Origin of the sequence: Phocaeicola sp. HCN-6420, assembly GCF_037890145.1 — a bacterium.
In the GTDB taxonomy this organism is placed as follows: Bacteria; Bacteroidota; Bacteroidia; order Bacteroidales; family Bacteroidaceae; genus Phocaeicola.
In genome coordinates, this window is sequence record NZ_JBBKBJ010000006.1 from 55,783 (window position 1) to 80,717 (window position 24,935).

General features: G+C 38.3%; 21 protein-coding genes, 1 tRNA gene and 2 pseudogenes. 6 read left to right on the top strand and 18 right to left on the bottom strand.

Annotated elements, in window-relative coordinates; all coding sequences use genetic code 11:
• Window positions 1–14: 14 nt before the first annotated feature.
• From WKT12_RS05425 to WKT12_RS05485, 13 genes are all read right to left on the bottom strand, one after another.
• On the bottom strand, window positions 15–1,616 hold the full coding sequence (locus WKT12_RS05425; RefSeq protein ID WP_340319043.1) for a DUF5060 domain-containing protein: 1,602 nt from the start codon (window positions 1,614–1,616) through the stop codon (window positions 15–17).
• Window positions 1,617–1,844: 228 nt separating this feature from the next.
• Window positions 1,845–3,035 (bottom strand): glycoside hydrolase family 88/105 protein, encoded by a 1,191-nt coding sequence (locus tag WKT12_RS05430; protein ID WP_340319044.1) that lies wholly within the window; start codon window positions 3,033–3,035, stop codon window positions 1,845–1,847.
• A gap of 30 nt (window positions 3,036–3,065) precedes the next feature.
• Window positions 3,066–4,472, bottom strand: a complete 1,407-nt coding sequence (locus tag WKT12_RS05435) for a DUF1593 domain-containing protein (RefSeq protein WP_340319045.1) — start codon at window positions 4,470–4,472, stop codon at window positions 3,066–3,068.
• Window positions 4,469–5,872, bottom strand: coding sequence for a pectate lyase (locus WKT12_RS05440; RefSeq protein WP_340319046.1), 1,404 nt, complete (start codon window positions 5,870–5,872; stop codon window positions 4,469–4,471). The genes WKT12_RS05435 and WKT12_RS05440 overlap by 4 nt, the downstream gene beginning before the upstream one ends.
• Before the next feature lie 41 nt (window positions 5,873–5,913).
• Window positions 5,914–7,362, bottom strand: coding sequence for a DUF1593 domain-containing protein (locus WKT12_RS05445; protein ID WP_340319047.1), 1,449 nt, complete (start codon window positions 7,360–7,362; stop codon window positions 5,914–5,916).
• Window positions 7,363–7,394: 32 nt separating this feature from the next.
• Complete coding sequence (locus WKT12_RS05450) at window positions 7,395–8,675, bottom strand: nucleoside hydrolase-like domain-containing protein (RefSeq protein WP_340319048.1); 1,281 nt, start codon at window positions 8,673–8,675, stop codon at window positions 7,395–7,397.
• A gap of 40 nt (window positions 8,676–8,715) precedes the next feature.
• The gene (pelA, locus tag WKT12_RS05455) at window positions 8,716–9,804 is read right to left on the bottom strand and encodes a pectate lyase (protein ID WP_340319049.1); all 1,089 of its coding nucleotides are present in this window, start codon (window positions 9,802–9,804) and stop codon (window positions 8,716–8,718) included.
• Between the two features lie 17 nt (window positions 9,805–9,821).
• Complete coding sequence (locus tag WKT12_RS05460; protein ID WP_340319050.1) at window positions 9,822–11,147, bottom strand: DUF1593 domain-containing protein; 1,326 nt, start codon at window positions 11,145–11,147, stop codon at window positions 9,822–9,824.
• A gap of 221 nt (window positions 11,148–11,368) precedes the next feature.
• Entirely contained in the window at window positions 11,369–12,388 is a 1,020-nt protein-coding gene (locus WKT12_RS05465; RefSeq protein ID WP_340319051.1) for a GRP family sugar transporter, read from the bottom strand.
• Window positions 12,389–12,399: 11 nt separating this feature from the next.
• A complete protein-coding gene (locus WKT12_RS05470; protein ID WP_340319052.1) occupies window positions 12,400–13,824 on the bottom strand; it encodes an L-fucose/L-arabinose isomerase family protein in 1,425 nt (474 codons plus the stop codon).
• Window positions 13,825–13,853: 29 nt separating this feature from the next.
• Complete coding sequence (gene glpK, locus WKT12_RS05475; protein WP_340319053.1) at window positions 13,854–15,341, bottom strand: glycerol kinase GlpK; 1,488 nt, start codon at window positions 15,339–15,341, stop codon at window positions 13,854–13,856.
• Window positions 15,342–15,364: 23 nt separating this feature from the next.
• Window positions 15,365–16,288 carry a transketolase family protein gene (locus WKT12_RS05480; protein ID WP_340319054.1) on the bottom strand — a complete coding sequence of 308 codons (924 nt, stop codon included), beginning with the start codon at window positions 16,286–16,288 and terminating at the stop codon, window positions 15,365–15,367.
• Between the two features lie 4 nt (window positions 16,289–16,292).
• Entirely contained in the window at window positions 16,293–17,123 is an 831-nt protein-coding gene (locus WKT12_RS05485; RefSeq protein ID WP_340319055.1) for a transketolase, read from the bottom strand.
• A gap of 211 nt (window positions 17,124–17,334) precedes the next feature.
• Between WKT12_RS05485 and ribB the strand changes: the two genes are divergently transcribed.
• Both ribB and WKT12_RS05495 read left to right on the top strand, forming a co-directional pair.
• Window positions 17,335–17,949: a 3,4-dihydroxy-2-butanone-4-phosphate synthase gene (gene ribB / locus WKT12_RS05490; RefSeq protein ID WP_340319056.1), complete on the top strand. Its 615-nt coding sequence runs from the start codon at window positions 17,335–17,337 to the stop codon at window positions 17,947–17,949.
• A 14-nt stretch (window positions 17,950–17,963) separates the two neighbouring features.
• Entirely contained in the window at window positions 17,964–18,722 is a 759-nt protein-coding gene (locus tag WKT12_RS05495; protein ID WP_021970543.1) for a DeoR/GlpR family DNA-binding transcription regulator, read from the top strand.
• Window positions 18,723–18,754: 32 nt separating this feature from the next.
• On the opposite strand, the gene WKT12_RS05500 is transcribed toward WKT12_RS05495, so the two are convergent.
• Window positions 18,755–18,828: transfer RNA gene (locus tag WKT12_RS05500), tRNA-Ala, on the bottom strand.
• 170 nt (window positions 18,829–18,998) lie between these two features.
• Here WKT12_RS05500 and WKT12_RS05505 point away from each other — a divergent pair.
• Window positions 18,999–19,499 (top strand): GNAT family N-acetyltransferase, encoded by a 501-nt coding sequence (locus tag WKT12_RS05505; protein ID WP_340319057.1) that lies wholly within the window; start codon window positions 18,999–19,001, stop codon window positions 19,497–19,499.
• Here the strand turns inward: WKT12_RS05505 and WKT12_RS05510 are convergent.
• The 4 genes and pseudogenes from WKT12_RS05510 to WKT12_RS05525 all read right to left on the bottom strand — a co-directional run bounded on the left by WKT12_RS05510 (window position 19,494) and on the right by WKT12_RS05525 (window position 22,316).
• Complete coding sequence (locus WKT12_RS05510; RefSeq protein ID WP_340319116.1) at window positions 19,494–20,048, bottom strand: NUDIX hydrolase; 555 nt, start codon at window positions 20,046–20,048, stop codon at window positions 19,494–19,496. The two genes, WKT12_RS05505 and WKT12_RS05510, sit on opposite strands and share 6 nt — an antisense overlap.
• Window positions 20,038–20,484: pseudogene (locus tag WKT12_RS05515) on the bottom strand (GNAT family N-acetyltransferase); the annotation flags it as partial. The gene WKT12_RS05510 and the pseudogene WKT12_RS05515, both read right to left, overlap by 11 nt.
• Before the next feature lie 15 nt (window positions 20,485–20,499).
• Window positions 20,500–20,946: pseudogene (locus tag WKT12_RS05520) on the bottom strand (GNAT family N-acetyltransferase); the annotation flags it as partial.
• A 431-nt stretch (window positions 20,947–21,377) separates the two neighbouring features.
• Window positions 21,378–22,316, bottom strand: coding sequence for a DMT family transporter (locus WKT12_RS05525; protein ID WP_340319058.1), 939 nt, complete (start codon window positions 22,314–22,316; stop codon window positions 21,378–21,380).
• Between the two features lie 90 nt (window positions 22,317–22,406).
• Between WKT12_RS05525 and WKT12_RS05530 the strand changes: the two genes are divergently transcribed.
• The 3 genes from WKT12_RS05530 (at window position 22,407) to WKT12_RS05540 (ending at window position 24,934) form a co-directional block, all read left to right on the top strand.
• On the top strand, window positions 22,407–23,261 hold the full coding sequence (locus WKT12_RS05530; RefSeq protein ID WP_340319059.1) for an AraC family transcriptional regulator: 855 nt from the start codon (window positions 22,407–22,409) through the stop codon (window positions 23,259–23,261).
• A 138-nt stretch (window positions 23,262–23,399) separates the two neighbouring features.
• A complete protein-coding gene (locus tag WKT12_RS05535; protein WP_340319060.1) occupies window positions 23,400–23,819 on the top strand; it encodes a PaaI family thioesterase in 420 nt (139 codons plus the stop codon).
• Window positions 23,816–24,934, top strand: a complete 1,119-nt coding sequence (locus WKT12_RS05540) for an isochorismate synthase (RefSeq protein WP_340319061.1) — start codon at window positions 23,816–23,818, stop codon at window positions 24,932–24,934. Before WKT12_RS05535 ends, WKT12_RS05540 begins: the two co-directional genes overlap by 4 nt.
• Window position 24,935: the final 1 nt, after the last annotated feature.

Sequence of the window (24,935 nt, forward strand, 5' to 3'; positions counted from 1 at the left end):
AATGTATCCTCAAGTTATTTTACGGCAGTAATTCTCAGCAACAAATAAGGGGCAGAAGGCAATATTACTTTTCCATGCCCTTTATCGAATACCCGCTTATTAAAAGCTGTGGTTGTTTCGAATACTTGAGGACATTCTGTTATCGTCATGTTCCATGTATCTATTATTTCCACCTTGAAACGAGTACCTTCCTTCAATGAAGAATAACCGATGTTCCTTTCAGGAAGCTCAAAGAGCCATTCATTCATAATCTCTTTTCCCAAATAAATCAGATAATAATTCTCACCGGCAGAAGCAGTACGCAAATCCCAGCTGGGATCGCAATGCCTTAACGGTTGAGGAAGACTGTCCAATATGCTGCGTACAAAAGCTATGCGCTTCCAAGCTTCTCCTTGAAAACGTCCCCCGACAGCCAGAAAGTTTTTCGAATAATCGGTATCAGAACTCATATAACATTCACCATGAGTAACATAAGTGCCGGCCGTAATCCCCATCCATAAGCGATAGATATACTCTTGCCCACTTAAATTTCCCCATCGGTTATTCATATTGCCCTCGTAGCATACCTCATCGAAAATAATGGGCTTTTTATAGATATTTCTCACAACCCCAGCAGCACCAAGCTGAAGAGGAGCTTGATCCTGAATACTGGCATGAGTATATTCGGGCTTCCAATAAGCATAATATTGGGCTGTATAGCTGTGTATTGAACAAAGGTGTTCGTAAGGATCATTTTCTACAACCTCTTTAGTAAAGAAATCCCAATCTTTTGCTGAATAAAATTTTAAGAAATCATACTCGTTAGCGAGCGACCACCACACATTACGAAAAGAGGATAAACGAGCAGTCAGATACTTCAAATAACGTTCACATACCGGCAAAGGCAATTTATCAAAATTCCATCTCCCATCATCATAAGGATGGAAAAGAATCAAATCGGCTTCTACCCCTATATTTTTCAAGCTATCTATGCAGTTTTCAACATGACGAAAATACTCAGGATTAAAACGATTGTAATCCCACTCATAAATCAATTTTCCACTTTCATCCCGGCTTACCTTCTTTATTTCGAAAGGGAAAAGTTCCGGTTCTGGATAATTGTCTTCGAAATTCTGGACAAAAAACAACATTCTTATTTTATTGAATCCTGCATCAGAGATTGAACGAATCGTCTGTTTCTGTATATTTTCTGCTACATGCATCCAATCATAAGAAGTAGTCCCCACTGGATAATAATATTTTCCATCTGCATATCTGAAGTTGCATCCTTCTACTTGTACCGGCCCATGATTGGTATTCGAAGGTTCCACACATTCGAATGTTCCCTTGCAATTATCCAATAAAGCTACTTCACTATGTGTAACATATTTCCAAACACCTTGCCGATCGGGCATGAAACGTACTTTAAAAGTATCATTTCCATCATAAAATCCGGCTACAGTTACTTCTTTATCTGCATGTATGAAAGTAGCAGAAACTTTTACGTCGAAAGGATTTCCTTTTACTTTCGCCGGAATAGAAAGTTCGTAACGCTCCCAACGTTCTATTTCACATTGGGCAAATAAAAAGAAATTATTCAAACAAATAAATAATAAAAAGAAATAAAACCGTTTCATATTTTCAAAAGATAAGGTATTTCAAATCAGGAAAGATTATAATTCATTGCTTTCTTTTACCATAATCCATGACAAACATTACATAGAGTTGAAATTTCAATAAGACTATCCAATAACACAAGTTATGTCAGAATCAAAGTTTTTTAACGAGAAATATATATTTAGCAGACAAAAACGAGCCAAAGAAAACAAAATAAAAAGACGTCATTACATCCCCTACATAGCATCCTATTTATTCAATTCGATACATCCCATGATGAAAGGCCCGGTAGCCTTAGGATCATTATCACGAATCGGTTCATTCACATAATATTCGAAGCTCCCATCACGATAAGGATTTCCACCTAAACCGGCAACCATACAACACTGAGTTATATTTATCATTCCGTCATCGTCTATCCGAATCAAATTGTTCATTATACCGTCATAGGCCTCTGTCGCTATCTTATGATACTTGCTGTCAATGTAGCCTTTATTCACAGCTTTGGCTACAGCATACATAAACATAGCAGAAGCCGTAGCCTCCTGATAGTTTCCTTTACGGTCTTCCATATTTACTACCTGATACCAAAGTCCGTTGTGCTGGTATTTAGGTAAAGTACGAGCCAGTCCATCGGCTATGGCCAGCAGATTGTTTCGCAACGGATGATTTTCGGGTACAAAATCGAGAACATCAACCAATGCCATATACCACCAACCTATGCTTCTTCCCCAAAAATGATGAGAAAGTCCGGTAACCGGATCACACCACTTCTGTACATTCTTTTCATCCCACGCATGAAAATACAATCCAGTGACCGGATCACGCATAAATTTCTCAACAATAAGGAACTGCATAATTACATCGTTCAGTAACTCAGGTTTATTGTTGACCTGAGCATATTGCGCCAGATAAGGAGAAGCCATATAAAGCCCGTCGAGCCACATCTGCCACGGATACGCTTCCTTATGCCAAAATCCGCCCAACGAATTTCGAGGATGATCCATCATCGCATTGTAAAGCAAATCCATTGCCTTCTTATATTTTCGATTTCCTGTCTGTTCATACACATCGAATAATATTTTTCCAGCATTAATCATATCTATATTACGCCTGCCATTCACATAATCGTAGTTCAAGATAGTGCCATCTTCTTTTACCATTTTATCGGCATACTCTTCTACATACTTATAATATTTTTCATTTTTAGTCTGTTTCCACACTTTCAGCATAGCAAGTGTCACAACTCCTTGACAATATCCGAAAGCAGGACGTTTTGCCCAGTCTATTTGCCAGGCTTCTGGAAAACGCTTCATTTCGGAATCCGCCATGCGCACGTACATTTTATCCTGCGCAACAACATTGCCAATCCCCGAAAAAAGCCCCAATAACACCAAAGCCAAGGCAGCAATCATATACTTATTTATTCTTACAATCATAAAATTCAATGATAATTCAATCCTACAATTTTATTTTATAGTAATCACAACCCGCTGATAACGAGTCAACGATGGAGTTCCATCATCCGAAACCTCACATATGACATGAATGGTTTCTCCTTTTTGAATATCAGATGGAATCTGCAGCCAGAGGCGTTGATTATTTACATCTTGCAAGTTAAGACATCTTCCGTACGTACCAGCTTCCTGATACTGCCACCATCTATAAGTCAGCTTATCACCGTCAGGATCTTTCGTTCCCTCAGCACTTAAACATATTCTGCTGCCTGCCTCAACCTGCATATCAGCTTCATGCGCCAACATAACAACCGGAGCATGATTGGCCTCTTCATAAGATTTCACACACCAGTCGGCACGCGCTGCAAAATCATTTTGCAAAGGAGCAATCCAACGCAACGTAGGCTTCAAATACTTCAACAAAACTGTATCATTAGGAATTTCCTTTTTCAAGCGTGTTCGCCCCCATGCATTGCTGGTATACCAGCGTCCTTCGGGGTATTCATAGCCTTCTTCTTCAACAGGGTCTAACCATGTATTCTCTCTTACCTTCACATAGCGGCCACCCCATCCTCCCCAGTCCGGATGCTCTTCGTTACGCAGCCCGGTAGGTATCACATGAAAGTACGCTGGAGAATCACCCTCGGAACGAAAATCACCATTTTCATGACTTTTATACAAAGCACACAAGTCTCCATGTCCATTTTTAATATTTGGATTCATCCACGATCCTACCAAATATTTCTGTGATTCTGCCGGCAAAAACTTCTTCCAATGATAAAAATACGTAATAAACTGATCGGAAATAATTGTCAAAATATTATACTTCCCCCAATTTTTACGGATATAAGACTGATAGGTATTATCTTGTTCCCAAATAAGAAACAACCGAATCTTATTTGCCACATATTCCATCTTTTCGGGATACTTTTCTTCTATAGTTTTCAGAGCACGCGCAATAGTGTTGGTTCCACCCCATGCCTGAATCCATACAGGACGTGAATCTGTTTCATCCAACAATACTTTTACAATGAGTTCGGAACCTTCTGTTACCTCATTCATTTCACCTTCGGCCTTGACATTTCCCAGCACACAACATTTTCGCAGATAATCGGGTGTCGGATAATCCTTATCATGCTTTATCAAATTGGGATAAACCTTTTCGTAAGCATCCAAATAAGGATTTATCCAATTATCTCCCGCCCACTTATGTCCCTGCCAATGATATTGAGAACTTGTAGTAATAATACCTTCGATATCCCATTCGTTCGCATATAACAGAAACCGGACCATGGAACATTCATCATCTATTTCGCCATCAGAAGTTACAATGACTCTTGTCCTCGTATCGGTTTCTCCCAAACATACCGAGCATAGACAACATATACTACATAGTAACAGTAAAAATCTTTTTATCATAAGCACAAACTATTTAGATACATTTCCAGGGAAGTATATCCATCCGGAGTCTTTTGATTACGGTCGGCTGCATCGTTCGGATTCAACCCGTTTTCCTTTTCCCATTCATCAGGCATACCATCATGATCCGAATCTGTTGGAGCAGGCAAACTTTTCAGCTCCGGCCATCCGCCAACATCCTCCTGTGAGTCAATAATACCACACACTTTCGATTTGTCGGCTACCTTGCTTTTCGCTTTATAAGCCTTTCCTTCGTAAGTTGCAGTTCCCTTACGAACCTCTTCAATGATACGACAATCGACAGCATCGCGTACAGGTCGTACGCAACCAGCGCCATCCAGTACGGCGCGGTAAGCCTCTTGTGGAGTCTGCTCATTTATTTTCATCGCATTCCAAGGGGCATTCATTTTCATTGCCGACAAAATATGTTTGTCACCGGCTATTTGCACCCCACCGTTCCAGTTATCGGCACTAACCTCAGGATAACCTTCAACAACATTGCCAGCCACATACCATTTTCCATAATTGGTTCCATTAGTATGACTGGGATTCAATATACGATAGGAAACATTCCCCGGTTTCGTAGCCGGTCCCGGCTTATAATAATTATCAACAAAATTTACAGTTATCGAATTGAACTTCGGATTTCCTTTTTGCTGTTTTTCTCCTCCGTAACTACTATTATATCCCCAATTATATAACACATTATTACGATAATCATTCAACCCGCTTCCAGATGCCCAACGCGGATTGCGACTCGAATGATGAGCTATTAAATTATGATGATAGGTACTGTAATTTGATCCCCAAATGCCTCCAAAGCCATGATTACCTTTGTTATGATTAGACTGGAACAAGCTCTCTGTAATCATACACCACTGTATAGTAACATTCTCACAATGATAGATTGACATAGTTTCATCTACACTCCAACTTGCAGAAACGTGGTCAAGAATAATATTCTTATGATAACGTGCACTGACAGCATCGTCCGCTCTCTTAGATTCATTACCTAAACGGACTCGAATATAACGTATTATAACTTCATCCGTAGAGATATTCAATGGATATCGCTTTATACAGATACCGTCACCAGGGGCCGTTTGTCCAGCTATCGTAATATAAGGATTACGAATCTTTAAAGGACTTTTTAAATCGATGGTACCAGATACTCTAAAAACAACAGTTCGCGGACCCTTTGCATCAATAGCAGCACGAAGACTCCCTTTACCAGAATCATTTAAATTCGTTACTTCGTAAACTTCACCTCCACGACCTCCAACAGTATATTTACCATATCCTTCGGCTGTAGGGAAAGCTATAAGCTGCTCTTGTGCATACATTGAACCAGAGGCTAATGAACATATCAAAAGCCCTGCTAATATCATCTGTTTTTTCATAATATAATCTGCTTTAAGTAAAAATAAAATTTAACAAAAGGCTATTTAACGACCTGAATTACAACACGCTGATAACGGGTTAATTGTGGGACCCCATCATCGGTCACTTCACAAATTACATGAATCGTATTACCAGGTTTTGCATCTTCAGGAACTATAACAGAAGCATGGACACCTTGCATTCCTTCAATCTTGACATTACCACTATATGTTCCAGCTTCTATATACTGCCACCACGAATATGTAAGATTATCTTTATCCGGATCTTTTGTTCCTTCAGCACTCAATTTCACGGTATCTCCTGCACGAGCCTGCAAGTCGGCTGCCTGAGCCAAAACTGCTACTGGAGCATGATTAGCCTCTTCATAAGATTTCACACACCAGTCAGCACGCGCTGCAAAGTCATTCTGCATTGCCGCACTCCAACGCCACATCGGCTTGAAATAAATACGGCGTTCCTCTTCAGTTGCCGTACTTCCCGAACGTAAACTACAACGTCCCCAACCATTCTCACCGTACCAACGTCCCTCAGGATACTGATATCCTTCTACCGGCACAGGGTCAAGATAAGTATTCTCTCTCACCTTTACATAACGACCACCCCAGCCGCCCCACGAAGGATTCTCCAGGTTGCGCAATCCAACATTTATTGTATGTAAAAAGGCAGGAGAATCACCTTCCGACCGAAAATCACCATTTTCGTGTGCTTTATAAGAACTGCATAATGCTCCATGTCCCTGTAAGATATTTTCTTTCATCCAACTTCCTTCATAATATTTCTGCATATCTTCGGGTTGAACCATTTTCCAACGATAAGCTATAGCTTCAAACTGATCAGAAATAATAGTTTTGATATTGTACTTACTCCAATGAGGACGAATATAAGCCTGATAAGTAGAATCCTGCTCCCAAATAAAGAAAAAACGCATTTTATCGGCAACAGTTTTCATTTTTTCCGGATAATCTTCTTCTATAGTTTTCAGTGCCCGCGCGATTGTATTAGTACCTCCCCATGCCTGAATCCATATCGGACGTTTATCAGTTTCATCCAACAGCACTTTCACTATTTGCTGGGAACCAGCCGTTACAGAATCCATTTCACCTTCCTGCTCTACATTTCCTAAGAAACAATGCTTGCGCAAATATTCAGGTGTAGGATAATTTGGATCGTGTTTTGCCAAATTTGGATAAACCTCTTCATATGCTTTTAAGGTTGGTTCCATCCAGTCATCACCAGCCCATTTATGACCATGCCAGTGGTATTGTGAACTAGAAGTAATAATCCCCTCGATATCCCACTCATTAGCATATAAGAGAAAACGTACCAAAGAACATTCATCATCTATTTCTCCATCAGTTGTTACAATAACACGAGGTCGGTTCGTTTCTTCTGCTATTATTTGCCCTGTTTTGTTGTCATCATAACTCGATAAGAATAAAGTGCCAGCAATACCTATAATTACCGAGCTTGCCGAATTTAATGTGTTCATGTTTTTAAGATGTTAAGATTAATATGCTGTACTTATTTAAGCCATCCCCACCGAACAGCCCAGTCTGTCAATACTTTTTCTCTCCATTTTGAAACAGTTTTACTACCCTGCCATACACCTTCAAAAAGTTCTGGAGCAAGTTTGTCTGTATACCAGTTCTGACCTAATTTATAGCCATTTATTGTCTTATTTCCCGGCCATACTTTTCCAACGACAAATACTCCCTTCTGACCATTCAACTCTTTTACTTCAGAAATAACTTCATACTTCAATACAGCCGGAGCTTTAGGAGCATATCGAACTCCATATATTCCATCACCTAAATACACGCCATCCCAATCTTGGCGATCAATACGGAAAGTAAAGAACTTTCTTCCTATGTATTTTTCCTCTTGTACAGGTCCATTAAAATGAAATTCCAGCACCGAATACACAGCAACAGTATCCTTAATTGTCGGATTAGAAGTAAAAATTGTACGCGGACTTTCAGTCATCTTCTCAAAAGAACCTCCCCAGCTTTCTTTATAAGGATCGGCCGGATCACCATTCATCATATAAAGCAATGACGGGGTATCTCCCATTTTTACAAGACCTCCATAATAGTTTATAAAATCGGCCCCCAAATATCCGGCTCCCTTTATATATTTATTATAATACCCATTGTTAAATTCATCATTTATTTTCTTATTACTGATGAGTCCACGATAAGAAGCATTGTTTTCAATCATCCACAAGTCAGGAAAATTTTCTACAACGTATGCATAACTATTTACCCCCCATTTTTTATTTGGACCTCCAATCCAATATACACGAATTTTTGATTGAATATCCGGAGCATCATGCAATGCCTGAGCAACATCTTCCAGCGTTCCCCAAACTAAGACATAAAGAGGACGATCACTCTTACGACGCGCACACTTTATAATCCATTCAGAACCTTCGGTAGGCTGGCTATATCCTTTATAAGAAGCCAATCCCCGTCTGCCCTGTTTACACAATTTGCGTAGTTCTGCTGGTTTCATTAAATCCTGATTATTCTCTCTCAGCTTTTCAAAATCCTTCTCATACAAATCAATCATTCGCAGTATCTCTTCTTTGGAGCCCTTCCCAAACGAAGGAGAAGAAACTAATCCTTCAATATCAAAGCAATCACTATACATTAACAAATGAGCCATCGATTGATTATCATCCGGATCCGTTCCACCAATATCTGTACTAACTAAAATACGAAACTTCTGGGAGTTTTCCTGCTGTGCATAGGCAAACAAGGAAATCATAAAAAAAGACAAGCAAAAGAAATAAGATTTTTTCATCGGATTAAAGTTGAAGTATTAAAAATACAATAAACTCTTTTTACAAATTATTTTTCTGTATCCACTTCGGATAGTTTTTCAATACTTTTTCAGGTGAAGATGTATACCATGAATAACCTCCACGACGTTCTTTACCTAAATCGCCGATAGAACTTCTTTTTACACCATCCCTGTCGCAGAAAAATGGCTTTCCTGTATCAAGATCATAAAAGCGTGCCCACACAGACATTCCTTTAGAAGGAATTAGCCGAGCATTTTTTTCACCTTTTTCGTCACGATAACGCTCATATTTCATATCCGCTATTTTATGAGTCTCAAACCACTCTACAGCCCCTTTCACAGCAGCTACGATATCGGATGTAGGATTATCTATTGACATAAGAAGCAAGGTTATATTCACCGACTCGGCACCACTGAACGAAGGTAACTCATAAGCTCTTGCTTTTGCCGGTTTTAATGTATTCTGGTCGTGTTGCGCACACCATACAGTCCTCTTGCCATCTACTATAATCTGTGTATCCAAAATGCATTTCACACCTTTATCGAATGCAGCACGAGCTTGTTTCTTAACGTTGTCATCCAAATCCAACGCAGCGAAACAAGAATTACCTTCATAAATATCTTTCAACAAGTACATAACATTCACATAAGCATTGTCATTAAATGTAATACAAGCTGAATAAGAGACAGATTTACTTGGTCTTACCGGATAAAATTGTGGCCATCCTCCATTATCGTATTGTGCTTCCAAAATGTAATTAAAGGCTTTCAAAAAAGCTTCCTTATACTTAGCATCTTTGTGAGATTGATAAACTTTTGCCAAATAACGCATTTCCGTCACTGTAGCCCCATTATCAAATGTTGCCCCAATGCCAGACTTACGAACTTTAGCCATTTCTTCCTGATTTATTTTTTTATGAAATCCTGTATTCTTAGTCCAGCCTCCAATTGCTGTCTGATAAGCCACTACTGTATCTGCTATCTGAACAGCCTGATCTGTTGCATACCATTCAGCCGGCATAGAATTGGCTACTTTATTCCAAGACAAACTACTTAAATTTTGTTGAGCATTAAGCCCAACAAAATTTAGACCCACAATGGCATATAATAAAAACCTAAACTTTTTCATATAACAATGAACTTCTACTATTTTATAACATTAACAATAACTCTCTCATAACGTGTTAAAGCAGGTTGTCCGCTATCTGTTACTGCTACAATAATATGCATTGTACCCTTACGTTCTGTTTTTGGAACAATAAACCAAGCTTTTGCCTTATCAGCATCTTCTATTTTCAAAGGATTGCCTGAACGAGCTGAAGAAAAATTAAATGTACCAACCTCCGGATAATAAAACCATTTATAAGACAACTGATTACCATCAGGGTCAGAACTACCTTCTACACTTAAATCAATTCGGTCGCCCACTTTAGCCGTAAATTCCTTCTCACAAGCTAATTTTACAACTGGCGGGTGATTAGCATTCTTATAATCTTTTATCGTCCAGTCCATTCTGGCAGCAAAATCATTCTGAAAAGCTTGACGCCAACGCCAGATCGTAACTTTGTTGCCTGTATGCCATGAGCCATCTATTCCCATAGCTTCATCTTGCGCATCAGTCCACAAAGGACGAGTTTCAGGTTCAATAAACCAACGTTCGGTTCTGGGCTGATAGAACTCATAACGTCCGCCCCAACTTCCCCAGTTAGGTTTTTCAGAATTACCCAAACCATTGTCTATCAAATATAAGAATGTTGGAGTATCTCCTTCCATCAGGAACTTCATAAAAGGATATTGTTCGCCCAAAGGTCCTTTACAACGAATATTTTTATCCAGCCACGGATTATCGACAATCGTAAAATCAGCTCCGGCAAAACGCCCATGAAATTTATCACCACTGATACCGCTCCATGTTGCATAATGATAACCTCCAAATTTATGATATCCCGGACTTACGATATAAAATAAATCTTTAAATGTTTTTCGGATCCACGGGCCACTGTCATCTTGATCAGAAATAGCATATACACGCAGTTTCTTTACAAATTTCTCTACTTCCTGAGCGGAACGAGTTTCTTTGACCTTCCATAAAGCCTGAGCTAAACAATTTGGACCACCCCATACCAAGACCCATACAGGACGAGTATCTTTACTGTCTACAGTCTTTATAATCCAGTCTGAACCTTCTGAGTCCATCCCCTTTCCTACTGCATGCATCCCGTAATCAGCACGTCCTTCCTTTATAACAGAGTTTAAATATTGGGCTGTAGGATAACCAGGTTCATGCTTTAACAAATTTGGCTGAACTTTTCCATAAGCTTCCACTATTTCCTTAATTCTCCATGTAGCCAACTTCCTTTTTTGATGTACTGAAGTAGTTGCAATCAGTCCTTCAACATCCCATTGGTTGGAATATGTCAGGAAACGTACCAATGACATAGCATCGTCAGGCTCATTTTCAATATCAGTCAAAACTATGACTCTCTTTTTCTCAAAACTTTCACTAGCAACGATATTAAGCGAAAAGCTTAATAACATTACAAGTAAGAACAAACATTTTCTTAAAATATCCATAAACTATTATTTGATATCCATCAAAAAATATATAATTATATAATCTTACAATTGGAGAGTTTACAAATTTCCTCTCCAATTGTAATAACTAACCCTGAAAACAAATAATAAACTATAAATCAGTTAGAAAGAGTTATTAATACAAGACCTAATATAAATAGTACAAACATACTACTAATTAAGCCATTAGTTCCCTTAGGGGCACCTTTAAACTCCTTCCAGACAAATACTCCCCAAATCATGGCAACAACAGGGGAAGCATTACTTAATGCATAGGATATAGCAGGATTCGCAGCTCCGGCTCCCATAAAACTGACAACCATTCCTCCCATCCATATTAAACCACCCAAAATACCAATCAGGTGAGTTCGAGAAGTACCGGCAAAGTAATCTTTCATTGTTACTTTATTGCCAGATACCGGATTGCGCATTGCAAAGGAATTGAAGACTGGGGTACTAACCAATACGCCTAAAGCAAAGAAAAATACTCCCGTATATGGCGATAATGTACCAGTTCCACCTGTTACATATTGCGGATCAATAGATTTTACAACAAGCCCATAGAAAAACATAATTGCAATACCTGCCATAACCGCTAACAAAATTCCCTTTTTAGGAGTAACTCCAGATTTTCCTGAAGAAAGTTTTCCATAAGCTTTACCACAAATTAAAATAGCGACCACTATAACAGCTACACCAAGCCATAACAATAGCTGATTTCCCGGATAAGCCTGTCCCGTAAAGGCAATAAGTAGATAATTGAAAATAATACCTCCAATCCATGCAAGTCCACCGCCTATCGGAAAACCAACAGACATACCAGCCACAGCAATAGCCGCCGTTAAAAAGATATTACCGAAATTCCAGACGATACCTCCTAAAATTGCATACTTAATGCTATTCCAGTCCATTGCCGTAATATCTTCGAAAAATGTTCGACCTTCACTTCCCAGGCTTCCCAATGTAACAGCAGCCAATGTTGCTGTCAGGAATAAGCCTATAGTTAAATCCCAATAGAACAATTCAAAACTCCAGTTTTTTGCTGCAACCATTTTTTGAGTGTTAGCCCATGATCCCCAACAGATACAACAAACAACGCAGCAAAGAATTGCCAAGATGTAATTTTCTACGAGTATCATAATCTTATTATTTATTCATGAACGTACAAATTCCATCCCAAATAGCTTTCAATAGCTTCTTGCAAGATATCTTTTACATTTCCACGACACATTGCAACATGATGTTCAAATCCATTCTTACAAATGTATTTCATTAATGTCTGCAAATTGTCTACTTTCGTTACTGCAATACATCCATCCATACCATATGGATCATCTGTAATACAGCCTTCTCCCAAATAAGACTTGATGCATCCTTTTGTATCATCTGTTGATATACGGAAGAATGTAAAATCACCTTGTTTTACTTTTCCATATACAGCTCCAAATGTATGAACTTTACCTAAAGTTCTACCCAATACTCCTAAAGTTCCCAACTCTATATCGTTCATAATAAATGACTTCGGGAAATTGCCACAATGAGTACAAACACATTTATTACGATCTTCGGCAAAATTATTATTCCAATCAAGCAAAGCAGACTGACGTCCAGAAGCAAGAGTAAGTGCATACATAGAAACAGCACCTGCTATATCTACCTCACAAGCAGCTGGAATCAATTTTTCTCCTAACATACTCATCGTAACACAAGCGGCACATCCATAATTCTGTTCCAATGAATCCCAACACTGAATTGCAACAGCATCAATAGCATTAGCATTCATCCAACGTTCAACAGCTACACCAAACTTAGCTTGCAACATCAGTTTCTCGCTATATTGCTGAGGAACTTTTGCATATTTCTTTATTTCTTCAACTTTCTGTATCAACTCAGCATCTGCATCTTCTATCTTACGGGCAGCTCCTAATATTTCAGATAAATCAACAGGGACAACTGTTATTCCCGTAGCCTGAAGAATTTTTTCGCTTGCACGTACTGTCTGGAAGCCAGCAGGACGAGTACCAATCGCTCCGATACGTGCATGACGAAGTCCATTGACCACTCTACATACAGAAGCAAATCGATTTATATCTTTTGCCAATAGATCTGAATAGATAGAATATGTATGCAGAGTTGTATCGGTAAATGGTATGCCATACTGATATAAATTATTACAAACAGAAATTTTTCCACAAAAAGCATCACGACGGCTATCCAAATCGACCTTGTCATTCTCATCATCACATGCCTGAACTAAAACAGGAACATTCAAATCTGCAATACTGATAGCATTGATTATACCTATTTCAAAGCCAAAATTTGGTAATGAAACAATAATGCCATCAATCTTATCACGATTCTGACGGAACAATTCCGCACATTTTATACCATCTTCACGAGTTTCAATACTGCTACTGCCTGTCGGCGTTGCATCTTCGGGCAAGATAACATAATCATATCCCTGTTCTTCTATTGTTTTCAACAATTGTTTTCGAACATCTTTTGCTAACGCAGAATTAAAATAAGCACGTGTTCCAATAATTACTCCAAAGCACAGTTTTTTCTTGTTTTTCATATCATTTAAAGTTTAATTGATTTGTTATATTATTTCTTTATCAAAGTTTTAACTGCATGTTTCCAACCCTCATACAGAGAATCGACATCCGTTTTTGACATTAAAGGAAGCCGTAGCTTCTGTTTTTTTCTTAACGACAACAATTCTGAAAAATTATTCCATTTTCCACGAGCCAGTCCATTCATCAAAACAGCGCCCAATGCAGATGCTTCTTCTACATCAGAACAACAAATAGGAGCCTGAAGTATATCAGCCTGAAATTGCATCAGTAAATTATTTTTTGTCGGTCCCCCATCAACTCTAAGCTCTTTTAAAGGAGTACCAGCACTATGCGACATCATATCTGCAAGATCTTTTACTTGATATGCAATTGATTCTAATGCAGCCCTTAACAAATGCGACTTAGTTGTTCCTAATGTCATACCAAAAATAGCAGCCTTCACATCTGGTCTCCACCATGGAGCTCCTAATCCAGCAAAAGCAGGAACGAAATATACCCCCTCAGTATCTTTTACAGATGAAGCATATGCTTCTATTTGAGCAGGCGTATCAATCATATGAATTTGTTCGACTAGCCATTTTATAGTTGCACCAGTACAATGTATATTCCCCTCAAAAGCATAAAACACTTTTCCTAATGCTGCAAAACCTACAGAAGTGACCAATCCCTCCGGAGCTTTTAAAGCCTTTTCCCCAATATTCATCATAACAGAAGAACCAGTACCATAAGTAGCTTTTCCAAAACCAGGTTCAAAACACATTTGTCCCATTAAAGCTCCATGCGAATCACCTAAAACACCTGCTATTTGTATAGGCTTCTGAAACAATCCCTCTAATGTAGTTTCACCAAAAACAGAATCGCACGGCAAAGGTTGAGGCATCATTGAAACTGGTATAGTAAACAGTTTTAATAGTTCATCATCCCATTGTAAGGTATGTATATTGAAAAGTAATGTTCGAGAAGCGTTTGTATAATCTGTAGCATGAACTTTTCCCTCTGTTAATTTCCAAATAAGCCAAGAATCAATGGTCCCCATAAGCAAATCACCTTGCTCCGCCTTCTGACGGGCACCATCTACATTATCTAATATCCACTTAACACCGCTTGCTGAAAAATACGGATCGATTAACAAACCTGTTTTTTCACGAACTAATCCGTTATATCCCTCATCTTTTAAATTCTGACATATAGAAGCTCCACGCATGCACTGCCAAACGACTGCATTATAAACCGGTAGTCCTGTATGTCTATCCCAAACAACAACTGTTTCACGCTGATTAGTAAGAGCCAATGAATATGTACATTCTTCTTTATCTTCATCTTGTTGCAGAACACAAGATATAGCTTTCAGTGTATTTTGATAAATTTCAACAGCATCGTGCTCAACCCAGCCTGTATGGGGATAAAACTGATGATGAGAAATATTTACTCGGTGCAATAACTCACAAGACTCATTAAAAAGCATAGCCTTTGTAGCCGAAGTACTTTGATCTATTGCAATAACTTTTGTTTTCATATTTATTAGACTTAAAGTCATTTTCATTTTAAAAACTCTAACGCTGCTCGATAAACACCTTCTGCATCCAGACCATAGTGGACAAATATTTCAGCAGAAGTTCCATGAACAACATTTTCATCAGGAATACCCAATATTTTAACAGGCACAGGATGTTCTGAAAGAGTTTCTGTAACGATACCTCCTAAACCACCAAACCGACTATGTTCCTCTACTGTTAAAATTCTACCAGTTTCTGAAGCAGCCTTCAAAATAGCTTCTTTATCATATGGTTTCAATGAAGCCATGTCCAACACTCGTGCATAAATACCTTTATCACGTAGTTTCAGCCCAGCCTGATAAGCATGATATACAGTTTCTCCGGTTCCTATAATTGTCAAATCATTTCCCTCTAACAAGACATTTGACTTTCCTAATGCAAATTCAAAATCATCATTTGTATACACATCAGGAACAGCTGCACGACCAACACGTACATATACCGGTTCAGGATAATCCACTAATAACTTTACTAATTTTTTAGTCTGTCGAGCATCGCATGGAAGTACAACATTCATACCCGGGAAAGTTCTCATAACAGCTATATCATGCAAACTATGATGAGTCGCTCCCAAAGCTCCATATGCAACACCTCCACTGACTCCTAATATCTTTACATTATTTTGACTATATGCTAAATCAACTTTCACTTGTTCCAAACTTCTGGCTACATAAAAACAAGCAGGACCACAAACAAATACTTTTTTCCCTGAATGAGCTAAACCAGCAGAAATGCCAACAGCATTCTGTTCTGCAATACCACATTCTACGAATTGTTCAGGAAGCTCTTTAGCAAAGTCGCCCAACGTAACAGAACCACGAGCATCTGTTGTAACTGCGATAATATCTTTGTCCGTACGAGCTAACTCCAACAATGTATCTGTAAAACTTTTTCTACAAGCTATCATAATATTATTTTTCTAAAGTTGCTATTCTTTCTGAAATTTCTTGAATTGCCAAATTAAACTCTTCCTCTGTAGGCACTCCATGATGCCACTTAACTACGTTTTCCATATAAGAAACGCCTTTCCCTTTTGTCGTATGAGAAATTAATAAATGAGGACAATGATTCTCAAAATTAATATTAGAGAAACTTTTTACAATATCATCAATATCATCCCCATTCATTTCTTTGACATCCCATCCTAACGAAGTCCAACGTTGGCATATACTTTCCAAAGCCATAACTTCCTCTGTTGTTCCACTAATCTGTAATTTATTCCTATCTATAATAGCTACTAAATTATCTAATTTATACTGATGCGCAGCCATAGCAGCTTCATAAATAGAACCCTCGTCTTGTTCTCCATCGCCCATTAAGACATATGTTTTATAAGACTGATGATTCATTTTAGCAGCAAGAGCCATACCTACGCCAATAGATAGCCCATGCCCCAAAGCACCTGTGTTCACTTCTATTCCAGGAACTTCAATTGTAGGATGTCCTGACAAAATAGAACCATATTCTCCAAGCGTATCAAGGGTTGCAGAAGGAATAATACCTTTCGCTTCTAAGGTGACATACAACGCTTCAACACAATGACCTTTACTCATAACAAAACGATCACGGTCAGGATCCTTCAAATTCAATGGATTGATATTCATCACAGCATTATAAAGCACTGTCAACACATTAAGACAAGAAAGATCTCCCCCAATATGCCCGGCCTTAGCTTTAAATACAATCTCTATTAATCTTTTACGATTAATTTCTGATTTCAAGTACAACTCTTTCGTTTCCATATTATTTGTTCATTTTTTCGTTTACAAATAAAGTATAAAAAAAGAAAACAAGCAAACAAAACGAAGATAAACGAAATATTATTAACACTAATTAAATATAAGGGAGAAGAGAAATAAAAAAATAAGCCCTTAAAAAAGCTCAAAATCAAACAGTTCTTCAGAGAAAATAATTACCTTTGCAAATAATATAATCTTATAACACATAAAAAGTATGCTAAATTCAGTAGAAGAAGGCCTGAAAGATATCTGCCAAGGGAAAGTTATTATTGTAATTGATGATGAAAACAGAGAAAATGAAGGAGATTTTATTGTTGCTGGAGAAAAAATTACTCCTGAAATAGTAAATTTCATGATAACCAATGGTAGAGGATTACTCTGTGCTCCTATCCCTCAGATACGATGCGCGGAATTAAAACTGGCGCCAATGGCTACCGATAACACATCATTATTAGGAACACCTTTTACTATGTCTGTAGATTTGAAAGGATATGGATGTACAACAGGTGTATCAGCTTACGATAGAGCAAAAACCATCCATGCACTTGTCTGTGGTGACATAAAACCAGATGAATTAGCAAGACCTGGACATATTTTTCCCCTTTACGGAGCTTCTAATGGCGTATTAGAAAGAGATGGACATACAGAAGCATTACTTGATATGACTAGACTCGCCGGATTAAAACCCGGAGGAGCTCTTATAGAAATATTAAATGAAGATGGAACAATGGCACGCTTACCACAATTAGAAAAAATAGCGAAAAAATTCCACTTAAAAATAGTATCAATAAAAAGTATTCAAGAATATCGAATAAAACATAACATCTAAATAATAAAAGTACCATGGCATTAAATCAAAGAAGACTAAAAATATTAAATCTCATTCGAGAAGACGGACATGCAAAGGTACAAGACCTCAGCAAAATATTTAAAGTAACAGATGTAACCATTAGACAAGATTTAGAAGAATTGGAAAAAATGGGATACATTGAAAGAGAACATGGCGGTGCTTTCTTGAAAGATGTCAGTTCGTTTGCTAAAACAGGTCAACTCTTAAACCAAAAAAACATTGAAGAAAAAAAAGAAATAGCCAAAAAAGCTGTCAACTTCATAAACGAAGGTGATTGTATTATTTTAGATTCAGGTTCCACTACAACTGAAATAGCAAAGCTTTTGATTTCTTACAAGGACCTAACCATCATCACCAATGCACTCAATATAGCCTTAATATTAGGAGAGAATCCTAACATTAACCTAATTGTCACAGGTGGAGAATTCAAGGCCCCAACATTATCTTTAACAGGAGAAATGGCCGCACAACCATTCAATAATCTACATGCAAATAAATTATTTTTAGCGACTGCGGGTATATCTTCTAAAATGCAGCTCACATATCCAAGTTTAAGTGACTTGGTAGTAAAATCAGCTATGATAAGATCCTCGGATGAAGTATTTTTGGTTGCAGATTCTTCCAAAATAGGAAATACATCCTTTGCCAGCTTAGGAAGCATATCTTTGATAAAAGCCCTCATTACAGACAATAAAATATCAGAGGAGGATATTAAAAAGATAGAAGAAAAGAACGTTAAAATAATTTTCTAAGGATTTACAGAATTGCATTTTACAAGAAAAAGTGGAGCATACAGGACTCGAACCTGCCACCTTTTGACTGCCAGTCAAACGCTCTAGCCAGATGAGCTAATGCCCCATTAAGTATTATGCTGACAAATATACAATAAGATTTTTAAATAAGTCATAAAAATACAACCGATTTTAAAAGGACCTGTTTAAATTATTCCGTGCATTTTAACATATTCTTCTAACGGGATATTTAAACAGGTTCTTTACCTTTTTTTCGAAAAAATCAAATTCGACATAATGGAACTTAAAATACGCCAAGCCACAAATTCCGACTTGAATAAACTTATGGATATTTTCGATGCTGCACGAAAATTCATGCAAGCAACAGGAAATGCTAACCAATGGATAAACGGATACCCGCAACGCGAACTAATTGCTCAAGAAATTGCATCGGGACACTGCTATATATGTTTGAATGAACAAGAAACTCCAGTAGGTACTTTTTGCTTTATCGAAGGTCCCGACCCCACATATTCTTATATCGAAGGAGGTAATTGGTTAGATGAAGCTCCTTATTGGGTTATTCACAGACTGGCTTCCGACAACAGTTGCCACGGAGTATTTGAGGCCTGCATCAAATGGTGCATACAACAAACTACAAATCTGCGTATCGACACTCATTCAGACAATAAAGTTATGCAGCATTTGTTGGAGAAAAACGGTTTTACACGCTGCGGAATCATCTACGTATCCAATGGCACTCCACGTATCGCATACCAGCGTCATCAAGCATCATAGTAAATGACGTTCGGCAAACAACTTCCACAAGGGGGCAGCCATCAGTGCCTGCCGAATATTATTACCGATTAACAGTTCCCGAACCTCATTGACCGACAATAAATGTATACTTATATCTTCGGTCGGTTCGAGATGCTGTCCGGAAACCGGTTCAACTCCTTCTGCCAAGAAGCAATGACAGAGATTATTCATCGTACTGGTATTAGCTGAAAGCGTCATAAAATTTGTCCATGTACCTCCGGCATACCCCGTTTCTTCATATAATTCTCTTTGGGCTGAATCCAAAGGTTCCTCTCCTTTTTCACAGACTCCGGCACAAATTTCATAACCAGTCCACTGCAAGCCATGCCGATACTGACGTTCCATCAAGAATTTTCCTTCTTTCGTGATAGCTATAACGTTCACCCAATCGGGATATTCCAGCACATAATACTCATCATTTACCACTCCGTTTGGCAAGCGAACACAATCACGCCGAGCTGTCAACCACGGACGTCGGATAAGATACTCACTATGAAGGATTTTCCATTTTCTATCATCATTTTCTATCATATTTCAATTTTAAATGTAAAACCGGAAACGGCCGACCAGCAGCATCAAATTCATCGCGTGAAATAATCTCAAAACCTTTATTTAAATAAAAGCGAACTGCCACAGAGTTTTGTTCATTGACATCTATCTTATCAATGCATTTTTCTCGTATAGCAAAATCAATCAACCTGCTTCCATATCCTTTTCCTTGCTCCTGAGGAGCGACAAAAAGCATCTCAATCAGTTCACGGCTCAATCCCATAAAGGCGGTTATTCTTCCTTCTCTATTACGAATGCAATATAAATCCACTCCTGGAAGATAAATCATACGAACTAAAGGCTTATAGTACTGTATATCTTCTTCCGAAAGAAAATGATGCGTGCTACGGACAGCTTCTTCCCAAATCAATAATAATTCTTCAAAATCGGTTTCATCCGGTTGATAAATCAATGGTTTTCTCATCCGGAAATTTGTCAAATCTACTCCATTCACCCTCACTATCTGTTTCTGTTCCATAGAGAATCCCTGTGACAGGAAAAAAGATTTAGCAGTAAGACTTACTTCTGAAAACAAACCGGGAGCCTGAAAATAACGAGCATAATCTTCTGCTGCACAAAGGAGAAAAGACGCAACTCCTCTTCTCTGATGGGCTGGATGTACAAACATGCTATGTATATAACCGTCACATCTCACCGACGTAAATCCTGCCACCTCCCCCGAAGGCTGACTGACTGCTGTTATGAAATGTAAATCACCTGAGAGTAATTTCTCCCAGCGGGAAAGCGTAGCACACTGTAACCATGCCTCTACTTGAGCAGAGGTATAGTCCTTACGACAGGTTACACGTACCGCTTCCTCGAATACTGGAGATAATGCTTCAGCTCTAACCGAAGTTGTAAGCAAATAGTCAGTCATATTCCATACAATAAACAAAAATCTACTATACAAAGATATAAGTTTTTAAGAATAAGATTTCAAGTTGCCCACAAATTATTCTATCTTTATTTTATAAAATCATTAGACAATATACATACGTTTATCTTTTCCCCCTGTACATTAATATTCCCTACATTACAAACTCAACAACATACACTGGAATCATAGGTTAGACAAGTCACTAAATCCCCCCGGGAACAAGTAGGAGTAGCTGTCATCATCAACGGAAAAGATACGGTAACGATAAACAACAACTACCGTTATCTGCTGATGAGTATTGTAAAATCTGCTCAGTCACCGACTGTAGCTCACTTTCTACACCAGCACAACCAACAGCTTTTATTTCTAAAAGACATTACTTCCCGATGCATACAGTCCCCTGCGGGATAAATATCCTGAAAGGGAACTCATCACTTTACCACAGAAGCTTCATGCTTTTCTACTTCAGCGCGCGTACGACTAATAGTAACCAAGTAAACGCCTCCAAAAATCAATATAACCGAGATTACTTTTATCCAGTTAAAACGATCCATTCCCCAACATACTGCTACGATACATGCCACAAGAGGTTGTACATAGTTATACATTCCAGCAACAGTAGGGCGCAAGTTCTTTTGCCCAACAATAACAAAAATATAGCTCAAGAATGTACTTCCTATGACAATAAACGCCAGCGAAAACCATTCTGCGCTGCCCAAGTCTGTCCATCCAGCAGCCAATAAATCATTGTACGAAAAAGGTAAAGCACATATAAAAGCATAAGTAAACATCCATTTCATGATGGTAAAGACAGAGTATTTACCTACAAAATCCTTAAATAATACAATATAAAGAGCATAACTTAGCTGTGCACAAAGTACTAAAATATCTCCCCAAATATTATTATTTCCATTTGTATTTGCACCCCCAGCTTGCTGGCTACCTAAAATAAGCAATAAAGCACCTGTAGCTCCCAAAGCAATACCCAAAACTTTCTTTCCTGTAATTGGCTCTTTCAGATAAATAGCAGCCAAAATCATAGCCCAAAGCGGCATACTGGTCGTAATAATGGAAGCGTCAGCAGGAGAGGTCAATCCCACACCAAAAATAAAACATCCTTGATTAAATACAATAGCAAGCAATGACGCCACAAATAACTTAGCTAAATCCTTATGCCCAACATGTTCAGGCTTTCTAAAGAATGAAGCAAGCCAAAATAATACCATAGCACCAAAAATACGTAAATCAGTTACTACAAGTGGAGTTACCATTCCACCTAACATTACAAATTTAGCAAGCGGTGACATCAATCCCCACATACTATTTGCACCAAGCATAGCTCCATGCCCTTTCAACTTTTGTATATCCATCTCAACATTTTTTTAATTGCCGCAAAATTACAATAGTCATCATAGTTAATTATAGTATATTTGCAGCAAATTATTGTACGATTACGACCAATGTGGAAAGAAAATTTATACGAACCTGTAGAAATATTAATCCGTGAACATGAAATATTCCCAATAGAAGAACACCGGCATTCATTTTTTGAAATGGCCTATATCATTTCTGGAACAGGTACATTTTACATATATAATAAAACATCCGAAAAGAAAGAAATTTCATATAGTACAGATACTATCTTTCTTATCCCTCCCGATACAATACACTGCTTTACAATTCAAACATACAGCAAATACGTATTCTTACGTTTTACAACTCAATATGTAGCAGACTATATCGGAAAATATGTCGAACGTACATTATATATACCAGAAAAAACTCCATATATTACATTAACCAACCACGAAAAGGAAGTGGTTAGGCAGCTAATTACATTCATAATAAATGAACAGACAAACAGACAAAATTTCTCAGCTTATTTACAACAACAATGGCTGAATAGCCTCATCGTACTGATAGCCCGCAGTTTCCTTACCGATAATCAAACAATTTTTCCGGCCGATACAGAAGAAACGGACAAAGCACTCTATCTGTTGCAATATATTCAACAGCATATCTATCAGCCTCAGATGCTGAGGATAGATGCCCTTTGCCAGAAGTTTAACCTGTCGAAAAACTACATCGGACGTTATTTCAAACATCATTTTCAGGAAAGTCTTCAACAATACATCAGCCGTAACCGAATAAAAATGGCAGAATCACTCGTAAAAGAAACTCAATTAAGCATGAAAGAAATAGCTTATCGCACCGGATACAGCGATGCATGCCACTTGATAAAAAAATTCCAGTCATACTATGGTATATCCCCTCTTAAATATCGCAAACAACATATCTTGCTAAAAGGAAAGTAAGATCCAATATATAAAAAGTGTGTAAGCATACTGCTATCATAGGCCAACTTTACGAGGCAAAAATAGAATTTCTCACCCTTATTTCGGCTTATTGACTGGAAAATTGTAATTTTGCAATATATTACGAAAATATAATTTATGCAAACGAGCGAAAAGACATCTTATGAACTACCTGAATCATTAGGGAAAAACCTCGGGATTCAACTAGTTGCTATAGAAGAAGGATACGTAAAAGCAACTATGCCTGTCGATGTACGTACCTCACGCCCATGTGAACCCAAAGATATCCTAAATGGAGGAGCTTCTTTAGCTCTTGCTGAAACTGTTGCCGGATACGGTTCCATTCCTCTTTGTGAACCTGGGCAGATGCCTTGTGGCATACAAATCAGTGCCAACCATGTACACATGGTACCCGTTGGAACTTATGTAGAAGCAACCGGCACATTAGTACACAGAGGACGAACCTCACATGTATGGAACGTCGATATTACAACTCCCGACGGAAAACTGGTATCAACCGCTCGTGTTGTCAATCTAATAGTCAAGAAACGCTCATGAATCTTCCCGGAATTACCATCCACAAACTGATAGACCAACTGACACAAAGTCTCTTCAGTTTTGCCTTGTATCGTCTGCCGTGGACAGACGAACCAATACTGGTATTACAAGAAGAAGGAAAAACAGAAATTTTGGGAAATCCAACTGACTTGAATGGAAAGCGGGGATTCGTACTTACTCCCTTTCATCAGACCCAAACACATCCAGCTATTATTATACATCCCGATAAAGTGGCACATGGGTGGGGAAATATCAGCCAAGTATTAGAAGACTTTGCTTCAGCGAGAAACATTACTTCAGCAGGAACAATAATAACCGAAAAAAAGATAACCAATGATGAAGAGGCTAAAATCGAATATGAACAAGCCTTCAGTCGTTTTATAACTCCCTTACAAAATAAAGCATTCAGAAAGCTGGTACTTTCGCGTAATTATACGCAAGAATTGGATATTACCTTTTCTCCTCTCAGCGCCTTTATCCGTGCCTGCAACAGTTATCCGCGCATGATGATTTCTTTGTGCCATACTCCTCTGACCGGGACCTGGATCGGAAGTACGCCCGAAATTATTTTAAGCGGCCACGAAACGGAATGGCACACGGTAGCACTTGCCGGAACCATGCCTATGCAAGGAGAAACCATGCCGACGGAATGGAGTGAAAAGAATCAGGAAGAACAGGCTTTTGTCAGTGAATACATCCGACAGACAGTCAAACGCTTTGGCAGCAAGCTCAAAGAAAAAGGGCCTTATACAGCCAGAGCCGGACAACTGGTACACCTGAAAACGGATTTTCATTTCCAGTTGAAAGATACTTCTCATTTGGGGGATATATTAAAGGAACTTCATCCTACTCCCGCTGTATGCGGACTGCCTAAAGAGGGAACCTACACTTTCATACTGAGAAACGAAGGTTATGATAGAAGCTATTATGCCGGAATTATCGGATGGCTGGATCCTCAAGGCGATACCACACTTTACGTGAACCTACGATGCATGAACATTGCCGGACATACAGCTACACTCTATGCCGGAGGAGGTATACTTCCTTCATCAACAGTAGAAACAGAATGGGAAGAAACCCAACAAAAAATGAATACCATGCGCAACATATTATAAA